At 39.8% G+C, this 17,446-nt stretch carries 13 protein-coding genes; 3 read left to right on the forward strand and 10 right to left on the reverse strand.

Features of this window, described 5'->3' with window-relative positions:
- Positions 1 to 31: 31 nt before the first annotated feature.
- Both GQR52_RS12220 and GQR52_RS12225 read right to left on the reverse strand, forming a co-directional pair.
- On the reverse strand, positions 32 to 664 hold the full coding sequence (locus GQR52_RS12220; RefSeq protein ID WP_165728637.1) for a sulfotransferase: 633 nt from the start codon (positions 662 to 664) through the stop codon (positions 32 to 34).
- A 14-nt stretch (positions 665 to 678) separates the two neighbouring features.
- Positions 679 to 1,050: an MAPEG family protein gene (locus tag GQR52_RS12225; protein ID WP_007586689.1), complete on the reverse strand. Its 372-nt coding sequence runs from the start codon at positions 1,048 to 1,050 to the stop codon at positions 679 to 681.
- A 153-nt stretch (positions 1,051 to 1,203) separates the two neighbouring features.
- Between GQR52_RS12225 and GQR52_RS12230 the strand changes: the two genes are divergently transcribed.
- The gene (locus GQR52_RS12230; protein WP_165728638.1) at positions 1,204 to 2,550 is read left to right on the forward strand and encodes a DUF2254 domain-containing protein; all 1,347 of its coding nucleotides are present in this window, start codon (positions 1,204 to 1,206) and stop codon (positions 2,548 to 2,550) included.
- 134 nt (positions 2,551 to 2,684) lie between these two features.
- On the opposite strand, the gene GQR52_RS12235 is transcribed toward GQR52_RS12230, so the two are convergent.
- The 3 genes from GQR52_RS12235 to ggt form a co-directional block, all read right to left on the reverse strand.
- Positions 2,685 to 3,410: an SIMPL domain-containing protein gene (locus GQR52_RS12235; protein ID WP_007586691.1), complete on the reverse strand. Its 726-nt coding sequence runs from the start codon at positions 3,408 to 3,410 to the stop codon at positions 2,685 to 2,687.
- 153 nt (positions 3,411 to 3,563) lie between these two features.
- Positions 3,564 to 5,258, reverse strand: a complete 1,695-nt coding sequence (locus tag GQR52_RS12240) for an NAD-dependent malic enzyme (protein ID WP_007586692.1) — start codon at positions 5,256 to 5,258, stop codon at positions 3,564 to 3,566.
- A gap of 142 nt (positions 5,259 to 5,400) precedes the next feature.
- Entirely contained in the window at positions 5,401 to 7,179 is a 1,779-nt protein-coding gene (gene ggt, locus GQR52_RS12245; protein WP_165728639.1) for a gamma-glutamyltransferase, read from the reverse strand.
- 97 nt (positions 7,180 to 7,276) lie between these two features.
- Between ggt and rrtA the strand changes: the two genes are divergently transcribed.
- Complete coding sequence (gene rrtA / locus GQR52_RS12250; RefSeq protein WP_165728640.1) at positions 7,277 to 7,861, forward strand: rhombosortase; 585 nt, start codon at positions 7,277 to 7,279, stop codon at positions 7,859 to 7,861.
- Positions 7,862 to 7,949: 88 nt separating this feature from the next.
- Here rrtA and GQR52_RS12255 read toward each other — a convergent pair whose 3' ends face one another.
- The 5 genes from GQR52_RS12255 to GQR52_RS12275 all read right to left on the reverse strand — a co-directional run bounded on the left by GQR52_RS12255 (position 7,950) and on the right by GQR52_RS12275 (position 15,271).
- Positions 7,950 to 10,454, reverse strand: coding sequence for a prolyl oligopeptidase family serine peptidase (locus GQR52_RS12255; protein WP_165728641.1), 2,505 nt, complete (start codon positions 10,452 to 10,454; stop codon positions 7,950 to 7,952).
- Between the two features lie 132 nt (positions 10,455 to 10,586).
- Positions 10,587 to 11,762, reverse strand: coding sequence for an endonuclease/exonuclease/phosphatase family protein (locus GQR52_RS12260; RefSeq protein ID WP_165728642.1), 1,176 nt, complete (start codon positions 11,760 to 11,762; stop codon positions 10,587 to 10,589).
- 124 nt (positions 11,763 to 11,886) lie between these two features.
- The gene (locus GQR52_RS12265) at positions 11,887 to 13,035 is read right to left on the reverse strand and encodes a 5-(carboxyamino)imidazole ribonucleotide synthase (RefSeq protein ID WP_165728643.1); all 1,149 of its coding nucleotides are present in this window, start codon (positions 13,033 to 13,035) and stop codon (positions 11,887 to 11,889) included.
- Between the two features lie 2 nt (positions 13,036 to 13,037).
- On the reverse strand, positions 13,038 to 13,520 hold the full coding sequence (gene purE / locus GQR52_RS12270) for a 5-(carboxyamino)imidazole ribonucleotide mutase (RefSeq protein ID WP_002962540.1): 483 nt from the start codon (positions 13,518 to 13,520) through the stop codon (positions 13,038 to 13,040).
- A gap of 161 nt (positions 13,521 to 13,681) precedes the next feature.
- Entirely contained in the window at positions 13,682 to 15,271 is a 1,590-nt protein-coding gene (locus GQR52_RS12275) for an ABC-F family ATPase (protein ID WP_076916407.1), read from the reverse strand.
- Between the two features lie 949 nt (positions 15,272 to 16,220).
- On the opposite strand from GQR52_RS12275, the gene GQR52_RS12280 reads away from it, so the two are divergent.
- A complete protein-coding gene (locus tag GQR52_RS12280; protein ID WP_010552780.1) occupies positions 16,221 to 17,429 on the forward strand; it encodes a porin in 1,209 nt (402 codons plus the stop codon).
- The last annotated feature ends 17 nt before the right edge of the window (positions 17,430 to 17,446 follow it).

The raw sequence follows: 17,446 nt of genomic DNA on the forward strand, positions 1-17,446 counted from the left end.
ATAATAATGCGGGGATTTTAACGTATTTGATTTAAAAAATCTTGTAAGGCAGTAATTTATCTATGCGCCCTTTAGAGGTAGATTCAACTTTTAACGGGTGTTTAATATCGTTCCACGCGGTAACTTTGCCACCCATATTCATTTTTTCAAAATCAGTTTTATCACTTTTTAACGCTAAAAAATTGCATAGCTTTTTATAGCTATCAGGCTTTGCTATATCAATGGATAAAAAATCGTTGTCACGGTTATTAAAGTACGTTTGAGCATCATTAAAATGTGTTTTATAGCAGTGAGCTAAGTAACTATCGTCGCTAATATTATTAAGCGAAAGCTCACTAAACGTATTTAAATAACAACGTTTTATATGAATATTAAAGCCCCCGTCGCCGCGCGTTAAATTAGTGTGCATACGCGTTAAAAGCTGTTTTATTGATACAAGCCATGCACCAAGTTCGCGCTCTAAATAAATAAACTTAGAGTCTGGGTAATGAATATCAAGCGCTTTAAAGTCATTAAATATGGGAGTGTCGGCAATCGCGTTAGCATTTTCAAAACAAGCATTAGTATACGCGGTATGCGCCGTTGTAATACCAAGCTCTAAAAATGCGTGGCACACACTAGTAGTGCCGGTACGCGGTAAACCTATTATAAATATTTTGCTCATTAACTTTTCTTTAATTAGCCACGTGTCACTAGCAATACAAAGGCGCTAACAATAATCACCAAAAATGTAGTAATGGTACCAATTTGGCGATATTTCAGGCTTTTTTCTACTATGCCTAAATTTTGAAACACACGCCCTATTAATAACGCACCACCTAATATATGACAGTAATGGCTAGCAAGCCCTTGGTACTCTGCCAAAAAAAGTAAAATTAAAGCAATTGGCACGTACTCCATAAAGTTAGCGTGGGCACGCACAGCACGTTGTAGCGTTGCGTTACCATTATCACCAAGTGATATCTGCTCCGCGCGGCGCACTTTTATTACGTTAAAGCTCAAATAAATGTAAAAAAATGCAAGTAATGCAGCATAAGTTGAAATGATCACGGCGTTTTCCTGTTATTTTTATCGCATAAGCATGCGCTTTATTATTGTGGGCGTGATAATAACATATAAATTTGAGCAGCATTATCAGAAGTTTAATAAATGCCTATGCTAAGCTAAGGGTATTAAGTAAGTAGAAAATTACATAAGGATTTTATGTTTGTACCTCGCAAAGTAGCCGACAGTTACCGTGAAATGATTAACAGTATTGGCTTTTACCCTTCTATGCTTTCAGTGGGCTTTTTAGTATTTGCCATTATAACTATGTCGGTTGAATATTTAGCCCCTATTGAGCAGCTAAAATCGTTTATATCGGTTGTACTTGTTGATAGCGCCGAAAACGCGCGTACTATTTTAAGCACTTTAGCGGGGAGTATTATTTCGCTTACCGTGTTTAGTTTTTCGATGGTAATGGTGGTTTTAAATTCGGCCAGTGCGAGTTTATCGCCCCGCGTAGTGCCTGGGCTTATTACGCGTAAATCACACCAAATGGTTTTGGGCTTTTATTTAGGCAGCATAATTTACTCAATTATTATGCTTATAAACATTAATAAACTTGAAGGTGGCAGTACGGCTATTCCTTCAATTGGTGTGTTGTTTGCACTTGTTTTTGGCTTGATTTCATTAGGTTTATTTGTGTTTTTTATACATTCAATCTCTCGTGCCATTCAGGTTGATAACGTATTAAATGGCTTGTTTAGCCAAACTAAAAACGAAATTAAAACAATAATACTAAGACAACAAGAGAACCCAGTTGAAGACTTTCCAGACTTTAGCAAGTGGCATTCGGTAAGCAGTAAAACAGAGGGATATTATAAAGGCGTACATACCGATAAGCTGTGTGCCATTTTGGCAGAGCAAGATATAAAGGTGTATATCTCTGTTAACCAAGGCTATTTTACAGTTAAAGGTTACCCGTTTTTAAAATGTAATAAAGATATAGCAAACGATGAAGAGCTGATAAATAAAATTCTCGACTGCTTTATTTTTTATATAGAAGAGTACATTAGCGATCATTACCGTTATGGGTTAACGCAAATATCTGAGATTGCAGTTAAGGCAATGAGCCCGGGTATCAACGATCCAGGTACTGCGGTTAAATCAATTGATATGCTGAGTATTTTACTTATCCAAAGGCTGTCAATTAACGATATTAACTACTCGTTTAAGCACAGTGATAATGCCCCATTGTTGTACCTTCACGAAACAAGCTTTGATGAGTTATTACACGACAACTTTACACCGCTGCGTAATTACGCCAAAGGCGATGCATACGTAATGACAAACGTGCTTGAGGCATTTAAAAATATTTTGTTTGTTGCCCATAAAGATACCGATGCACGAAACAGTTTATTTAATTATTTAAATGCAATTGTTGATGACATAAATGAACATGTAACTAATGAATACGACAGACGCGAAGTAACTAATATGCTTAACTCAATAGCGCGTATCAGCCAAGAGCAAGGTGAGAAGTTGGTGGCACGTTTTGAGCACCACTAGGGCGTGTTGAATTATTTGGATTGAAATTTGTTCAATCTAGGGGCGATTAAATCGCGGCGCGAGGTTTGTAACCTAGTGGGCTAAGTAAAAACCGAGCAACATAGAGTTAATCGTCCCTAGGAAGAACCTATATTTTAATCTATGTAGTACACAGCATAGCTTGAGGCAGTAACTTTAATCTCTCCAGCATGGTAGGCATCAGGTACATAGTTACTTGGTGCGCTATCAGCCATCATTACTTTTTCTGCGCGCATATAAGGCTGCGACTGCACATTGAGTGGGCTCAGTGATGCGCTGTACAAACCTTTTAAGTCAACGCCATAATCTTCACTAAACTCTTTTGCAGCATCCCGTGCATCTTTAATTGCTAACTTTTGCGCTTTTTTATGCAGCTCGTTATAGTTACTTGCTAAAAATTGCGTTTGATTAATTTCGTTAATACCGTTGTTAACTAAGCTTTGTAGTAACTCTGGGTATTTATTTATATCGCTGAGTTTTACTGTTAACGTACGAGAAACCTTAAAGCCTTTAAATTCTTGATTACCGGTAGTGCGGTTGTATTGGCTATCACGGTTTATTGAGATTTGCCCGGCGTTTATATCTCCCTCTTTAACACCAATTTCTTTTACGAGCTTAATTGCCTTAGCGATGGTTAAGTCGGTTTTATTTTTAGCTGCAATTAAGTCTTTATCAACTTCGGTAATACCTACACTAAGCTGTACGTAATCTGGCATTGTAGTAAGAGTCGCTTCGCCCTTAACATAAATATGAGGAGCATCGGGTGTCGCTGCCGCGAGTGCATCAAAACTAAGTACGTTTAAAGCCAGTGCACTACCTAAAACAAGAGTCAGTGTTTTCATTAGTCGATCCTTTAATTTTGTAAATGCTATTAAAGACCTTACGTGGTTAATTAAATATGAACAAGCACAAAAAAACAGGCAATTGCCTGTTTTTTGTTAAGCGTTGTAACTGTGCCTACAACGTTATTTATTTTTAATTACGTATAAACCTAATTAAACACTACAACGTTTATAGTTACGGTATTTTGGTAACCAGTAATTTTTGTCGATTGCTGCCCATAACGCATCATCAGTAATCTCAAGAGCAACGCCCTCTTCGATTGCTTTTTTAGCAATGGCAAATGCAATACGCTTACTTAGCGTTTCAATTTCAGTTAAGGCTGGTAATAAACTGCCTTTACCTGTGTTTGCACGCGGCGACGACTCTGCAAGCATTTCGCTAGACACACTTAACATAGCATCTGTAATGCGTGTCGCTTTAGCGGCAATAACCCCTAAACCAATACCAGGAAAAATATAGCTATTGTTACATTGTGGGATTGGGAAAATTTCACCGTTGTGTTCAACCGGATCAAACGGGCTACCTGTTGCAACAAGCGCCTTACCGTCAGTCCACTTAATCACATCAGCAGGATGCGCTTCTACCTGCTTAGATGGATTACTCAATGGGAAAATAATTGGCTGTTCACAACCGGCGTGCATTGCACGAATAGCCTGCTCAGTAAACAAACCAGGTTGGCCTGAAACACCAATTAAAATGTCTGGTTGTGCACAGTGCATAACATCAAGAAGTGATGCGTATTCACCGCTGTAAGTCCAATCACTTAACGAGCCTTGCGGTTGTGCAAGTGCTTGTTGGAAATCGCGTAAGCCTTCCATACCCTCTGAAAGTAGGCCAAAACGGTCAACCATAAATACTTGGCTACGCGCTTGAGCTTCTGTAATACCTTCAAAAACCATTTGGCTAATAATTTGCTCAGCAATACCACAACCAGCAGAACCTGCACCCACAAAAACTACTTTTTGTTGGCTTAGGGTTGAATTTTTAACACGACACGCAGCAAGTAAAGAACCGACCGTTACAGCAGCAGTACCTTGAATGTCATCGTTAAAGCTACAAATTTCATTGCGGTAGCGCTTAAGTAACGGCATTGCATTTGGTTGTGCAAAATCTTCAAACTGAAGTAATACATTTGGCCAGCGACGTTTAACCGCTTTAATGAATAAATCTAAAAACTCATCGTATTCGTCTTGAGCAATACGCTTATGGCGTGCACCCATGTACATAGGATCGTTTAAAAGCTTTTCGTTATTAGTACCCACATCAAGCATTACAGGCAATGTGTATGCTGGGCTTATACCACCACACGCAGTGTAAAGTGACAATTTACCAATTGGGATACCCATGCCACCAATACCCTGATCGCCTAGGCCTAAAATACGCTCGCCATCAGTTACAACAATCACTTTTACTTTACCTTTGGTAGCGTTGCGTAAAATGTCGTCAATTTGGTAACGATCTTCATACGAAATAAATAAGCCGCGTGCGCTGCGATAAATGTCTGAGAATTTTTCACAAGCGTCGCCAACTGTCGGCGTGTAAATGATTGGCATCATTTCTTCAAGATGATCACGCACTAAACGGTAGTAAAGTGTTTCGTTGTTATCTTGAATCGCACGTAAGTAAATATGCTTATTAAGGTTGTCGGTAAAGCTAGAATACTGCTGATAACAACGCTCAACTTGCTCTTCTATTGTTTCAAAGCGAGGAGGAAGTAAACCAGCAAGATTGAAATTTTCGCGTTCTTTTTTACTAAAGGCACTGCCTTTATTTAATAGCGGTGTTTCAATTAGGCCAGGGCCAGAATGATGAATATATAAGTAGTTAGGATCAGTATTAGTTGTCATATTTCCAGGCTTTAACGGAGTCTTAAGTTATGATCTGTCATTATCAGTGTTAAAGGTTTAATTGCAACGACAATTAAGCTAGTCAGACCATTGAGAGAAAATACATGCGGGCTTCACTGCCCACATGCATATTATACATAATTTAAAATTGTATAGTGGCGTTATTATCAGTTAAATCAGATAACGCAACACCTTCACGGCGAGGGTCCGCACCACCATATAAGGTATTATTTTTAACTTCAACTGCGTGTAAGCCTGAGTTTAAATCAATAATACGTACATTGTGGCCACGTTTAGTAAGCGCAGGCGCAATGGCTTCAATGGTTGTGCCTTTTTCAAGGCTGGTGTAATCGTTACGATTTGTTGTACGCGGTAAGTTAATAGCGTCTTGTGCTGATAAATTCCAGTCAATAACACCCACAACAACTTGTGCAACGTAATCTATGATACGACTACCACCAGGTGAGCCTACAATTAAACGTAAGCTGCCGTCTTTATTAAATACCATTACCGGTGACATAGAGCTACGCGGGCGTTTACCAGCCTCTACACGGTTTGCTACTAGCTTACCGTTTTTACGTGGCGATAACGAAAAGTCAGTTAGTTGGTTATTTAAAATAAAGCCATTAACCATAACCGTAGAGCCAAACGCCATTTCAATTGAACTGGTCATCGACACTGCATTGCCTTTACTATCGACAATAGATACGTGCGAGGTAGACGGTAACTCGTATGAGTCATCCATTGCGTAGCTTAAGTAACCTACAGGATTACCTGCAACGGCTGGTTGGTCTGTTTCGGTAATTAATTTAGCGCGCGAGGCAATGTAATCTTTGTTTAAAAGCTCCTTTGTTGGTACTTGGGTGAAATCAGGGTCGCCCATGTACATATCGCGATCGGCAAATGCAATACGCGATGCTTGGCTAAAGTAATGAATCGCTTTTTCGCCATTTGGCTTAAGTGCGCTCATATCTTTATGTTCAAGTAAGCCAAGCATTTGTAGCACCGCTACACCACCACTGCTAGGTGGTGCCATTGAACATACGTTGTACGCTCGGTATTGTATACACACAGCGTCGCGCTCTTTGCTTTTGTAATCCGCTAAGTCTTGTACGCTCAACTTACCAGGGGCAACTTTAGAGTGCTGTACAGCATTAACCATTTGTTTAGCGTTTTCGCCTTTGTAAAATGCATCAATGCCCTGCTTTGCAATGTCTTTGTATAAATCAGCAAGTGGTTGATTCTTTTTAACGCTACCCGCTTCGATTAATTTACCATTTGGGTAAAAATATTCGTTAATAATAGGCATACTCAACACGCCTGGGTTTAACTGGCGTGCTAATAAACCATGTAAACGCGGCGAAATTACAAAGCCTTGCTCTGCAAGTTCAATAGCTGGTTTAAAAAGTTCTTCCCACGGCAAGGTACCGTATTGCTTATGCGCGCTTGCAAAGGCATGTAAAATACCAGGTACACCAACAGAGCGCCCACCTACTACTGCTTCAATCCATTTAACGGCTTTACCGTGCTTATCTAAAAACAGCGTTTCGTCTGCATTTGCAGGAGCTGTTTCACGGCCATCAAAGCTAGTAAGCTTATTGGTTGCTTTGTTGTAGTACATCATAAATGTACCACCGCCAATACCTGACGACTGCGGCTCAACTAAAGTAAGTACAAGCTGAGTAGCAATAGCAGCATCTACGGCACTGCCGCCTTGGGCTAAAATTTGTTGACCGGCTCTTGAGGCATATGGATTTGCCGCAGCAACCATGTATTTATCACCTTGCACCACTTTTTTATGGATTAATCCAGTAGCGGCTTCAGGTTCGCGAGTTTCAATTTGAGTTGCTTGCTGTGCAAATGAAGGCAGTGATACTGCGCACAGTCCAATGGCAAATAATGAGTTAAGTTTAAAATGCATAAAAATACTAAAAACACTTAATTACGTAGTTGTATTTGGCATCTTAAAGTTAAACGGGCACAATATGCAAAAATTTTGACTAAAAAAATATAATAAAATGCTTAATTTACCTATTCAACCTCGTTATATATTACCGCCTATTATTCTGCTGCTATTTAGTACCATTTTTGCTGCATTTGATTTAAATAATTTACTTGAATTTAACCGAAGCCTAATTGATGAAGGCGAACTGTGGCGAATTTTTTCTAGCCAATTTGTTCATGCTAATTGGGCTCATTTGGGACTAAATGCCAGTGGTGTTTTACTAATATGGCTTTTACATGGCGAATACACATCACCTACTCGCTACGCTTTTAATACAACTGCGCTAGCACTGTGGTGTGGACTCGGCGTGTATTGGTTTTGCCCAAGCATACATATTTACACCGGATTAAGTGCTCTGCTGCATGGTGTAATTATTTGGGGGGCAGTTAAAGACATAACTGTAGGGCTTAAGTCGGGTTATTTATTATTTGTAGGCGTATGGATTAAAATAGCGTTTGAGCAATTTAGCGGCCCAAATGCTGATATAGGAAAACTTATTAACTCCACAGTGGCCATTGATGCACATTTAATTGGAGTTATAGGTGGGACTCTACTTGCCATACCACTGGCTATAGAGCTCTTAAAAAAGCAAAAATAGCGCATAAGCTATTGCCCCTCCAATAAAAACGCCGCGTTAATTTATTAAACTAACGCGGCGTTTTTGTTTTTATACTTTATTTTAAGAATTAAAGCGTTTCTTTAAATAACTTATGAATACGGCGGTATTCGTCTAACCAGCTTGAAGGCTGTACAAAGCCATGTGGTTCAACGGGGAATATCGCTGTTTCAAAGTTTTGCTTTTCAAGCTCTATTAAGCGCTGTACTAAACGTACTGAATCTTGAAAAAACACGTTATCGTCAACCATTGGTGAGTTAATTAATAAACGCTTGTTTAAACCCTCAGCATAATAAATTGGCGAGCTGCGCTCATAGGCAATCGGGTCAACATCAGGATGGTTTAATATATTAGCCGTATAACCTGTGTTGTAGTGCGCCCAATCGGTAACAGGGCGAAGTGCTGCACCCGATTGAAATAACTCAGGCGCGGTAAACAATGCCATAAAGGTCATAAAGCCGCCGTAAGAGCCGCCATAAGTGCCGACTGCTTTGGTATCAACATTGGCATTTTGCGCCATCCATTTAACGCCATCGGCTAAATCTTGTGTTTCAGGTGTGCCCATTTGACGATAAATCGCGGTGCGCCAATCACGGCCGTAACCTTTAGATGCGCGGTAATCCATATCCATTACTATGTAACCTTCATCAGCGAGCAATGAATGGAACATAAATTCACGAAAATAAACCGAAAACCCCATATGTGAATTCTGTAAGTAACCCGCGCCGTGATTAAAAATAACCGCTTTGCGGTTTTTACCTACTTCACCTTCTACGTAATCAGCTGGGTAGTACACTTTTGCGTATATCGGTTGATCTGTATGGCTCGATGGCACAGCAACAATTTTAGGTACAGTTAGCTTTTTAGCTAAAAACTCATCCGACACAGTATGGGTTAAGCGCGTGGCTTTTGTATTGGCTTTAGCGTCAGCTACATAAAGCTCATTAGGCTTGGTAATTGTAGAGTGCTTAAGGAGTAACTTAGTTTCATCTGGGCTTAACGTGTAATCAGTCATGCCATTTAAGTCAGTAACTTGCTCGCTATTACCTGTTTGCGGGTTAACACGGTAAATTTCGTACAGGCCTGGGTGCTCAACATTCGCTTTGTAATAAATTGCGCTGTCGTCGCTGGTAAGCGTTAAGTTAGAAACCTCAAATTGGCCTTGTGTTAGCACAGTTGCTTTGCCGTTAATTGGTTTTTTATAAAGCTGGCTATAACCCGACTCTTCCGATAGGTAATAAAGCGTGTTCGAGTTATGTAACCAGCCAAAGTCGTTAAACGCATAAGCAATCCATGCATCGTCATGAAGGCGATGTTGCGACACAAGTTTGTTGCTTTTAAAATCAACGGTAGCAAGCCAGCGGTCTTTGTTGTCCCATGCTTCGAGCATGACAGCTACTTGCGAGCCGTCATCGTTCCATACTATTGGGCTTTGCTCAAAACCCCAGTCCATAATAAGGTTAATGCCACGAGGCGCCTTTTTAGACTTATATGTTTTACCATCACGTGCATAATTTTCTTTTTTAACTGCGGCTAAAACATCTTCATCAAAGCCCGGTAAGGTATTAAAGCTAAGTGATGTTTGCTCTTTGTTAGTTAAATTGATGTACACAAGCTTTGAGGTTTCTTCTTTAGCATCGGCTACACGGCGGCGTGCTTTTTTAGGTTCTATAGTGGCGTCATTTGTAATGTAGTTAGGCATAATATCGCCATCACCACGCCAATCTGTTTGCTTTTGTACAACGACTAACAGCGCATCACCATTTGGCGAAAGCTGTGCTTCTGCAACTTTATTACCGTCACCTAAGTAGTAAGCTGTGTTAGCAATTGAATCGTTTTGTTCATTAATTTGCTCATTACGTGCTTGCTTAACTTTTTTATTTTTTTGTTGAAGCGCCACAAACTTAATCAATTTATGCTGCTCTTTAGCAATATACGTGCTTGGCTCTTCAATCCCTTTTGGCTCACCAGCAAGTTTTAAGTTAGCAAGCTCGCTCGTTAAGCCTGTTTTTAAATCAACTTTAAAAAATACATTGCCTTGGCGGTAAACTAAATCGCCATTATTTAAAAATTGTGGTTTAGACTCGCTCGCTGATGTCGCTGTAATTTGTTTAAGTTCACCGGTTTTTAGGTTTTTAACAAACACATTGCCTTTAAACGTGTAGGCCGCCATTGTTTTATTTTTTGAATAAACAACTTTATTTGAACCCACAGTATGAAGTTTATTAAGTGCTACCTGCTCTGCTGTTTGGCTAGTAACCGATTGGCTAAATAAATTGCGTAGTGTATTACCTTGCTCTTTTTGAGCATAAATAATAGTAGCCGAATCGCTCGCCCAGTAAGCGTTCTCTGGCTGATTGCCCATCCAATCAGGATCGGCCATTGCTTGTTCTAGCGTTATTTTTTGTGAGCCGGCATCTGCTGGCGTGTTTACAACCGCAGCAACCGATGTTGCTGGTAAAGCACTTTGCTGTGTTGATGAGGTGTTAGCGGTCGCGCTACAACCTGCAAGCATAACACTTGAGGCAACAGCTAAGGCCACTAACGTTTTAGATGAAGAAAAATTAAAAATCATAGTGCTTCTATACGGTTATTATAATTAAGCCGTATTTAAGCAGAAGCACTCAAGTTATTGCAATTTTTTAAGATAAATAGCCATTAAACAGGGTAAAGCTCAGTTTACTAGCGCATCCCCTGTTAATAGGCGTTATTCAACGATTAAATCAAGCCACACCAGTCGATGATCGCTCGATGCGTTTCTGTCTTTAATTAAACGATATTCATTGCTCGTTTTAGTTGGCCAAAACACACCACCGTCTTTAATTTTTAGGCCATAGTTTGACGGTAAAACGTAATCAACACGCGCTTGCCAATTAGCACTGTAATTTTTTGCATAAGGCACAGCATACTGCTCTTTAGCGCCCTCACTTTTTGGAACAAAGTGAGCGTTTATCAATGGATTTTTAAGCAGTTGATCGGTGGTATTTGTGCGGGCTTTATCGCCCTCTGGTGCGGCATTTAAATCGCCTAAAATAACAAACCGAGAGTAAGTTTTTAAACCGCCCTTTTCGCCTTTATCATCGTAAATATACTTAGCGTTTGAAACGTAATCGGCAATTAACCTTACTTCATCGTGGTTACGTTTGCCGTTTCTATCCTCTTCACCGTCAAATACAGGGGGTGTTGGGTGAGATGCAATAACATGAATGGTTTTATCATTTACGTTAATAGGTAAATCCCAAAACGATTTAGAGCTAAGTCTTAACGCTTGCCATTCTTGTGCGTTATACCAGTTTTCGCCTGTTTTAGGCATTACGGGCATTTGTGCATTTGGCATGTCTTTATATTTAAAGGTTTGAAGGGTTCTTACTTTATCAAAATCGATTGGGTATTTTGACAAAATAGCCATACCGTAATGCCCTTCAAAAAAGCCAAAACCTTGTGCATCGCCCATCACGCCATTTTTCTTGCCGTCGTTATCTAAATCAAACTCAGTGGCTAGGCCTGTATTTACCGAGGCAATATAAGAGTAAGGGTAATTAATAGCGGCTTGTTTATGTTGACCTACATTTAAATAATGCTTATTAAAGTATTCAATACCCTGCTCTTTTGGGATGTAATCAAATTCGTTAAGTAAAATAATGTCAGGGCGAACACGTTGAATAATTTCCGCTATGTTCTTAATTTGCTGGTGGTTTGCTTTAAGTGCATTCACTAAAGCATCACTTTTAACTTGCTCACCTTTAGGTGTGTGATTAGTTGCATCCATACTTACATTAAAAGTAGCAACACGAAGAGAGTCTGATGCAAATGCACTGTTACTAAAAAAAGGACTAAAAGAAGCGGCAACAAGTAGTGCGCTATAAATTGCTTTAAGTTTCATTAAATAATTTCACTGTAAAATTTTAGACTCAATCATTATTTCACAAACTGGGTATCCACGCGCCTTTTTTAAACATAAAAAAGCCGAGCAAGCTCGGCATTTAATAAAACGAGTATTTAGCCGTTTAATGAAGGATTAAATTAGCTGCCGCTTTTAAAATACCTGGGTAGTCTTGCTCAGGTAAATATTCAGTAAGCTCGCCTAATTTATCTGCTAGGTCGTTCATGCTAGTGGCCGATACGTTTATATGGCCCATTTTACGACCTGGTTTTGCAGTTTTACCGTACCAATGGCTAGTCACATCTGCGTATTTTAGTACGTCAGCTGGAATACTAGGTTGCCCTAATACGTTTATCATCGCGGTAATGTGTTTAAGCTCAGTATTACCAAGCGGTAAACCTGCAACAGCACGCATGTGGTTTTCAAACTGCGAACAGTGGCAACCTTGCTGCGTCCAATGGCCTGAGTTATGTACACGCGGTGCAATTTCGTTAACGAGTAACGTGCCTTGTACATCAAAAAACTCAATAGCTAGTACGCCAACATAGTTAAGTTCGTTTGCTATTTTAGTAAATGCATCGTTTGCTTGAGCTTCAACGCTGCGATTGTTTTTACCAGCAATAGAGAGCGTTAACACACCATTTGTGTGCTCGTTTTCTGTTAGCGGATAAATAGCAACATTACCGTGTTTATCGCGCGCACCAATAATAGAGACTTCACGATCAAACGGGATCATTTTTTCAGCAATAATTGTATGTGGCGCAAGCTCTGTGCCCGATGCAATAAAATCAGCCATTTGTGACCAAATTTCATCTATTTGATCATCTGACTTTAATCGCCATTGACCTTTTCCATCGTAACCTGCTTGGCATGTTTTAATAACAAGTGGCTTACCTAGGGTTTTAACAGCGTGTTCAAGGTGCGCTTTTTCAGTAATTAATTGGTACGGCGCACAAGTTACGTTTGTTTTTTCAAGCAATGCTTTTTCAAGCGAGCGATCGCCACCGGTTTTAATCGCAGCTTTTCCTGGGTAAAACTTATTGCTGTTGCAGCAAAGTGTTAGTACGTCATCAGGAATGTGCTCAAACTCAGCAGTAATTGCATCTGCGTTTGAAATTGCTTGCTCAAGTGATGTGGTATAAACCTCGCCAGTTAGCGGGTGCATAATTTGCTTGCTGCCTACATCGTACGCCACTACGTTTAAATTAAGTGGCGCGCCTGCAAGGCTCATCATACGTGCAAGTTGCCCTGCACCTAATATTAAAATATTCATTATTACTCTGCAGGGTTTGGATTAGCTAATATAGTGTCGGTTTGCGCTTTACGAAAAGCTTCAATTTTTGCAAAAATTTCTGGATTTTGACACCCTAAAATTTGTGCGGCTAGTAAACCTGCGTTTGCTGCGCCCGGCTCACCAATGGCAAGCGTACCAACAGCAACACCTTTAGGCATTTGGCAAATAGATAAAAGTGAATCAACACCATTTAATGCTTTTGATTTTACAGGTACGCCCAGTACAGGAAGCGATGTAAAAGCAGCAGCCATACCCGGTAAATGCGCAGCGCCGCCAGCGCCTGCAATAATCACTTTAATACCACGTTCTGCGGCTGAACTTGCGTAATCAGCAAGTAATTGAGGAGTGCGGTGTGCAGACACGACTTTAGTTTCGTACTTAATGCCAAAATGCTCAAGCATAAGTGCTGCATGTTCCATGGTTGGCCAATCTGATTTAGAACCCATAATAATGCCAACAGTCATAAATACTCCTCAGTAATGTATTTTTAAAATAGCGGACTTATGTCCTGTTTAAGCCGGGTATTATACCCAAAGCCATATTAATTGCGACTAATACAAAGCCACAAAAACAAAAAAAGCCATGTTTAAACATGGCTTTTTAGGGCTAACGTGTAAATAGCTAATTAAGCTTCTTTACTCGCTAGGTATTCTGCGTAGTTGCCTCTAAAGTCAATGATTTTACCATCTTTAACTTCCCAAATTCGGGTAGCTACCGATGATACAAATTGACGATCGTGCGATACAAACATTAATGTGCCTTCGTAGGCTTCAAGTGCTAAGTTAAGCGCTTCAATAGATTCCATATCCATGTGGTTGGTTGGCTCATCCATTAGCAATATGTTTGGTTTATGCATCATAATTTTACCAAACAGCATGCGGCCTTGCTCACCACCTGAAATTACTTTAACTGACTTTTTAATATCGTTTTGAGAGAACAGCATACGACCTAAGAAGCTACGAACCACTTGCTCGTCGTCGCCTTCTTGTTGCCATTGCTCCATCCACTGAAACAAGTTCATGTCGGTTGCAAACTCATCTGCGTGATCTTGCGCGTAGTAGCCAATGTTCGCGTTTTCAGAGAACTTAAACTCACCGGCTTTAGGAGCTAAGCGCCCTGCTAATGTATTAAGTAATGTTGTTTTACCAACACCATTTTCACCAATAATAGCAATACGTTCGCCAACTTCTACTAAACCTTCAAGTCCAGAAAACAACGTATTGTCCTCAAAACCTTGCGTTAAGTTATTCATTTCAAGCGCGTTTCTGAATAACTGCTTTTCTTGGTCGAAGCGAATAAACGGCGTTTGGCGTGAAGACGCTTTAACTTCGTCTAACTGAATTTTGTCGATACGTTTAGCGCGCGATGTTGCCTGCTTAGCTTTAGATGCGTTAGCAGAGAAACGTGATACAAACTGTTGAAGTTCAGCAATTTGGTTTTTCTTCTTCGCGTTTTCGCTAAGTAGTTGCTCACGTGCTTGCGTTGCTGCAAACATGTATTCGTCGTAGTTACCTGAGTAAATACGTAGCTCACCGTAGTCAATGTCGGCCATGTGAGTACACACAGAGTTTAAAAAGTGACGGTCATGCGAGATGATTATCATGGTACAGTCGCGTTGGTTTAACACGTCTTCTAACCACTTGATGGTGTAAATATCCAAGTTATTGGTAGGCTCATCAAGTAGCATTATATCTGGGTCTGAAAACAACACCTGTGCAAGTAGCACACGTAGTTTAAAACCAGGTGCAATTTCTGACATTGGGCCAAAGTGTTGGTCTGTGCCAATACCTACGCCTAATAGAAGCTCGCCTGCTTTAGATTCAGCAGAGTAACCATCCATTTCAGCAAACTCAGTTTCAAGATCGGCTACTTTCATACCGTCGTCTTCACTCATTTCTGGTAAAGAGTAAATGCGGTCGCGTTCTTGTTTTATTTTCCACAGCTCTTTGTGACCCATGATCACAGTATCAATTACTGAGTATTCTTCGTAGGCAAACTGGTCTTGGTTTAGTTTAGCAACACGTTCATTTGGATCAGTACTTACATTACCTGAAGACGCTTCGAGCTCACCACTTAGAATCTTCATAAATGTTGATTTACCACAACCATTTGCACCGATTAAACCGTAACGGTTTCCGTCGCCAAATTTTGCTGAGATATTTTCAAATAATGGTTTAGCACCAAATTGCATGGTGACATTAGCTGTACTAATAATAGCGCTACCCTCCAAAGGAGTAATGATGTATTTAAATTGCGCGCAGTTTAAACCAAAATGGCCTGTTTTTCTATGAAAGTTTAAAGGCAAACCTCGTCGTTTAAGGCAATTATTATCACTGAGCTACTCGTAATTAAAATAACAAATTAGATTTAGTGTTTTTGCAAATTGTTATTCAACTTAGATAAATTAAAATTCATAAATACATTCATAATAAACCAATATGAGCGTTTAGAATTTGGTATATAAATAGGGTCTGTTGATCTTTTAAGGTTGAATTTCCAGCAGTCTGTTTGGTATTTAGGCAAGGCAGAGCCTATACAGTGTGGTTATTCCCCATAAATGGGCGATAACGTAGCATTAATGCCAAACAGGCGCTGCCCAAAGGGTTCTTCCTAGGGGCTATTTACTCTTTGTTGCCTACATGGATGTAGGTAAGGGGCGTGAGCAGGACGCGGAAGCTTTGCTCGGTTTTTACTTAGCCCACTAGGTTACAAACTTCGCGCCGCAATTAAATAGCCCCTAGTTTGAACAAATTTCAATCCGCAAAGATCAACAGACCCTAGAGTAAAAACACTTTTAACGTGTTTGTGTGTTTACTTAACTCATTTTTGTACAACCTATAACAATAAAAAGTTATATTTATGAAAATAAAGCACTTTTAGAGCTTTTGCACTAGTCGCTATTTTTTAACCAAGATGAAATTAATTCAAATTAGAATTTTAACACACCACTTATTACCAATCCTTTTTACCTACAAAACAACTAAAAAAACAAACCTCAGCAACACCTGAAAAACAAAATTAACCTCGAGTGAATGTCAATTAAGTTTGCCGTCCAATTTTGTTGATTTTTTTTCACTTTTGAGCCGTTTATTGCTTTGTTAATCTTCGAACCTGAATTTTTACCTACGTAAAAACACTGAAATTTACACAGGGCAACACACAAGATGAGCAAAAAATTAGCGACACTGATTAGCGCAAGTATTGTATTAGCACCCGCTGTTTCGGCGGTAGAGTTATACAAAGATGATAAAAACACTCTAAAAGTAGGTGGATATCTTGATGTGCGTGTAATTAACACACAAAACGAAACCGAAGTTGTTAACGGTACTTCGCGCATTAACTTTGGCTTTACCCGAAAGCTCAAGAAAGACTGGACTGCCCTTGCACTCGTAGAATGGGGTGTAAACCCTGTAGGCAGTAGCGATATAATTTATAACAATCGTTTTGAGTCAATTCAGGACGAGTTTTTGTATAACCGTTTAGGTTACGCAGGCCTTTCACACGAAAAGTATGGTCAACTTACCATTGGTAAACAATGGGGTGCATGGTACGACGTAGTTTATGGCACAAATAATAGCTTTGTATGGGATGGTAATGCAGCTGGCGTTTACACCTATAACAAAGACGATGGCGCTGTAAATGGCACTGGCCGTGGCGATAAGTTAGTGCAGTACCGCAATAGCTATAACGATTTTAGTTTTGCAGTACAAGCGCAGCTTAAAAACAGCGAATTTTATACCTGTGACGTAAGCGATATTTCAGAAGAAGAATGCGAAACGCTATGGAACTCTGGCGATAGTGCAGCCCAAGAAGTTGAATTTAACTACACATTTGGTGCATCTGTAACATATACCCCTACCGATATGCTCACGCTTACAGCGGGTATTAACCGTGGCGAGTTTGATTTAACGTTTGGCGATGGTTCTACTCGCAATGTTGAAGATTTAATTTACGGTGCAGGCATTATGTGGGGCAATATTGATAAGCCCGGCCTTTACGTTGCTGCCAACATAAATAAAAACAAAAACCACGACACCGATAATATTGGTCGCTTAATTGATGACGCAATAGGTGTAGAAACATTTGCATCTTACCGCTTTGATAACGATTTTCGCCCTTTTATTGCCTACAACGTGTTTGATGCAGGTGATGACTACGTAATTCAGCCAAACTTTAACGCCGATCCAGACGATGTATTTAAGCGTCAGTTTGCTGTTATTGGCCTTCACTACTTAATTGACGAAGACACTATTGCCTACGTAGAAGCGCGTAAAGACTTTAGCGACTTTGAAAGTGATAACGACGATCAACAAGCACAAATGGAGCAGTCGGAAGATGACGGTATAGCATTTGGTTTTAGATATAAGTTCTAAATATAAGTTCTAAATAT

It is taken from the genome of Pseudoalteromonas sp. 31A1, from assembly GCF_011378815.1.
Taxonomy (GTDB): Bacteria; Pseudomonadota; Gammaproteobacteria; order Enterobacterales; family Alteromonadaceae; genus Pseudoalteromonas; species Pseudoalteromonas arctica.

Bases quoted from the DNA above. Each gene is read 5' to 3' on its own strand.
- GQR52_RS12260 (WP_165728642.1), bottom strand. From the start codon at position 11,762: ATGAAACTTAAAGCAATTTATAGCGCACTACTTGTTGCCGCTTCTTTT.
- GQR52_RS12235 (WP_007586691.1), bottom strand. From the start codon at position 3,410: ATGAAAACACTGACTCTTGTTTTAGGTAGTGCACTGGCTTTAAACGTA.
- purE (WP_002962540.1), bottom strand. From the start codon at position 13,520: ATGACTGTTGGCATTATTATGGGTTCTAAATCAGATTGGCCAACCATG.
- rrtA (WP_165728640.1), top strand. From the start codon at position 7,277: ATGCTTAATTTACCTATTCAACCTCGTTATATATTACCGCCTATTATT.
- GQR52_RS12265 (WP_165728643.1), bottom strand. From the start codon at position 13,035: ATGAATATTTTAATATTAGGTGCAGGGCAACTTGCACGTATGATGAGC.
- GQR52_RS12255 (WP_165728641.1), bottom strand. From the start codon at position 10,454: ATGATTTTTAATTTTTCTTCATCTAAAACGTTAGTGGCCTTAGCTGTT.
- GQR52_RS12220 (WP_165728637.1), bottom strand. From the start codon at position 664: ATGAGCAAAATATTTATAATAGGTTTACCGCGTACCGGCACTACTAGT.
- GQR52_RS12230 (WP_165728638.1), top strand. From the start codon at position 1,204: ATGTTTGTACCTCGCAAAGTAGCCGACAGTTACCGTGAAATGATTAAC.
- ggt (WP_165728639.1), bottom strand. From the start codon at position 7,179: ATGCATTTTAAACTTAACTCATTATTTGCCATTGGACTGTGCGCAGTA.
- GQR52_RS12280 (WP_010552780.1), top strand. From the start codon at position 16,221: ATGAGCAAAAAATTAGCGACACTGATTAGCGCAAGTATTGTATTAGCA.
- GQR52_RS12240 (WP_007586692.1), bottom strand. From the start codon at position 5,258: ATGACAACTAATACTGATCCTAACTACTTATATATTCATCATTCTGGC.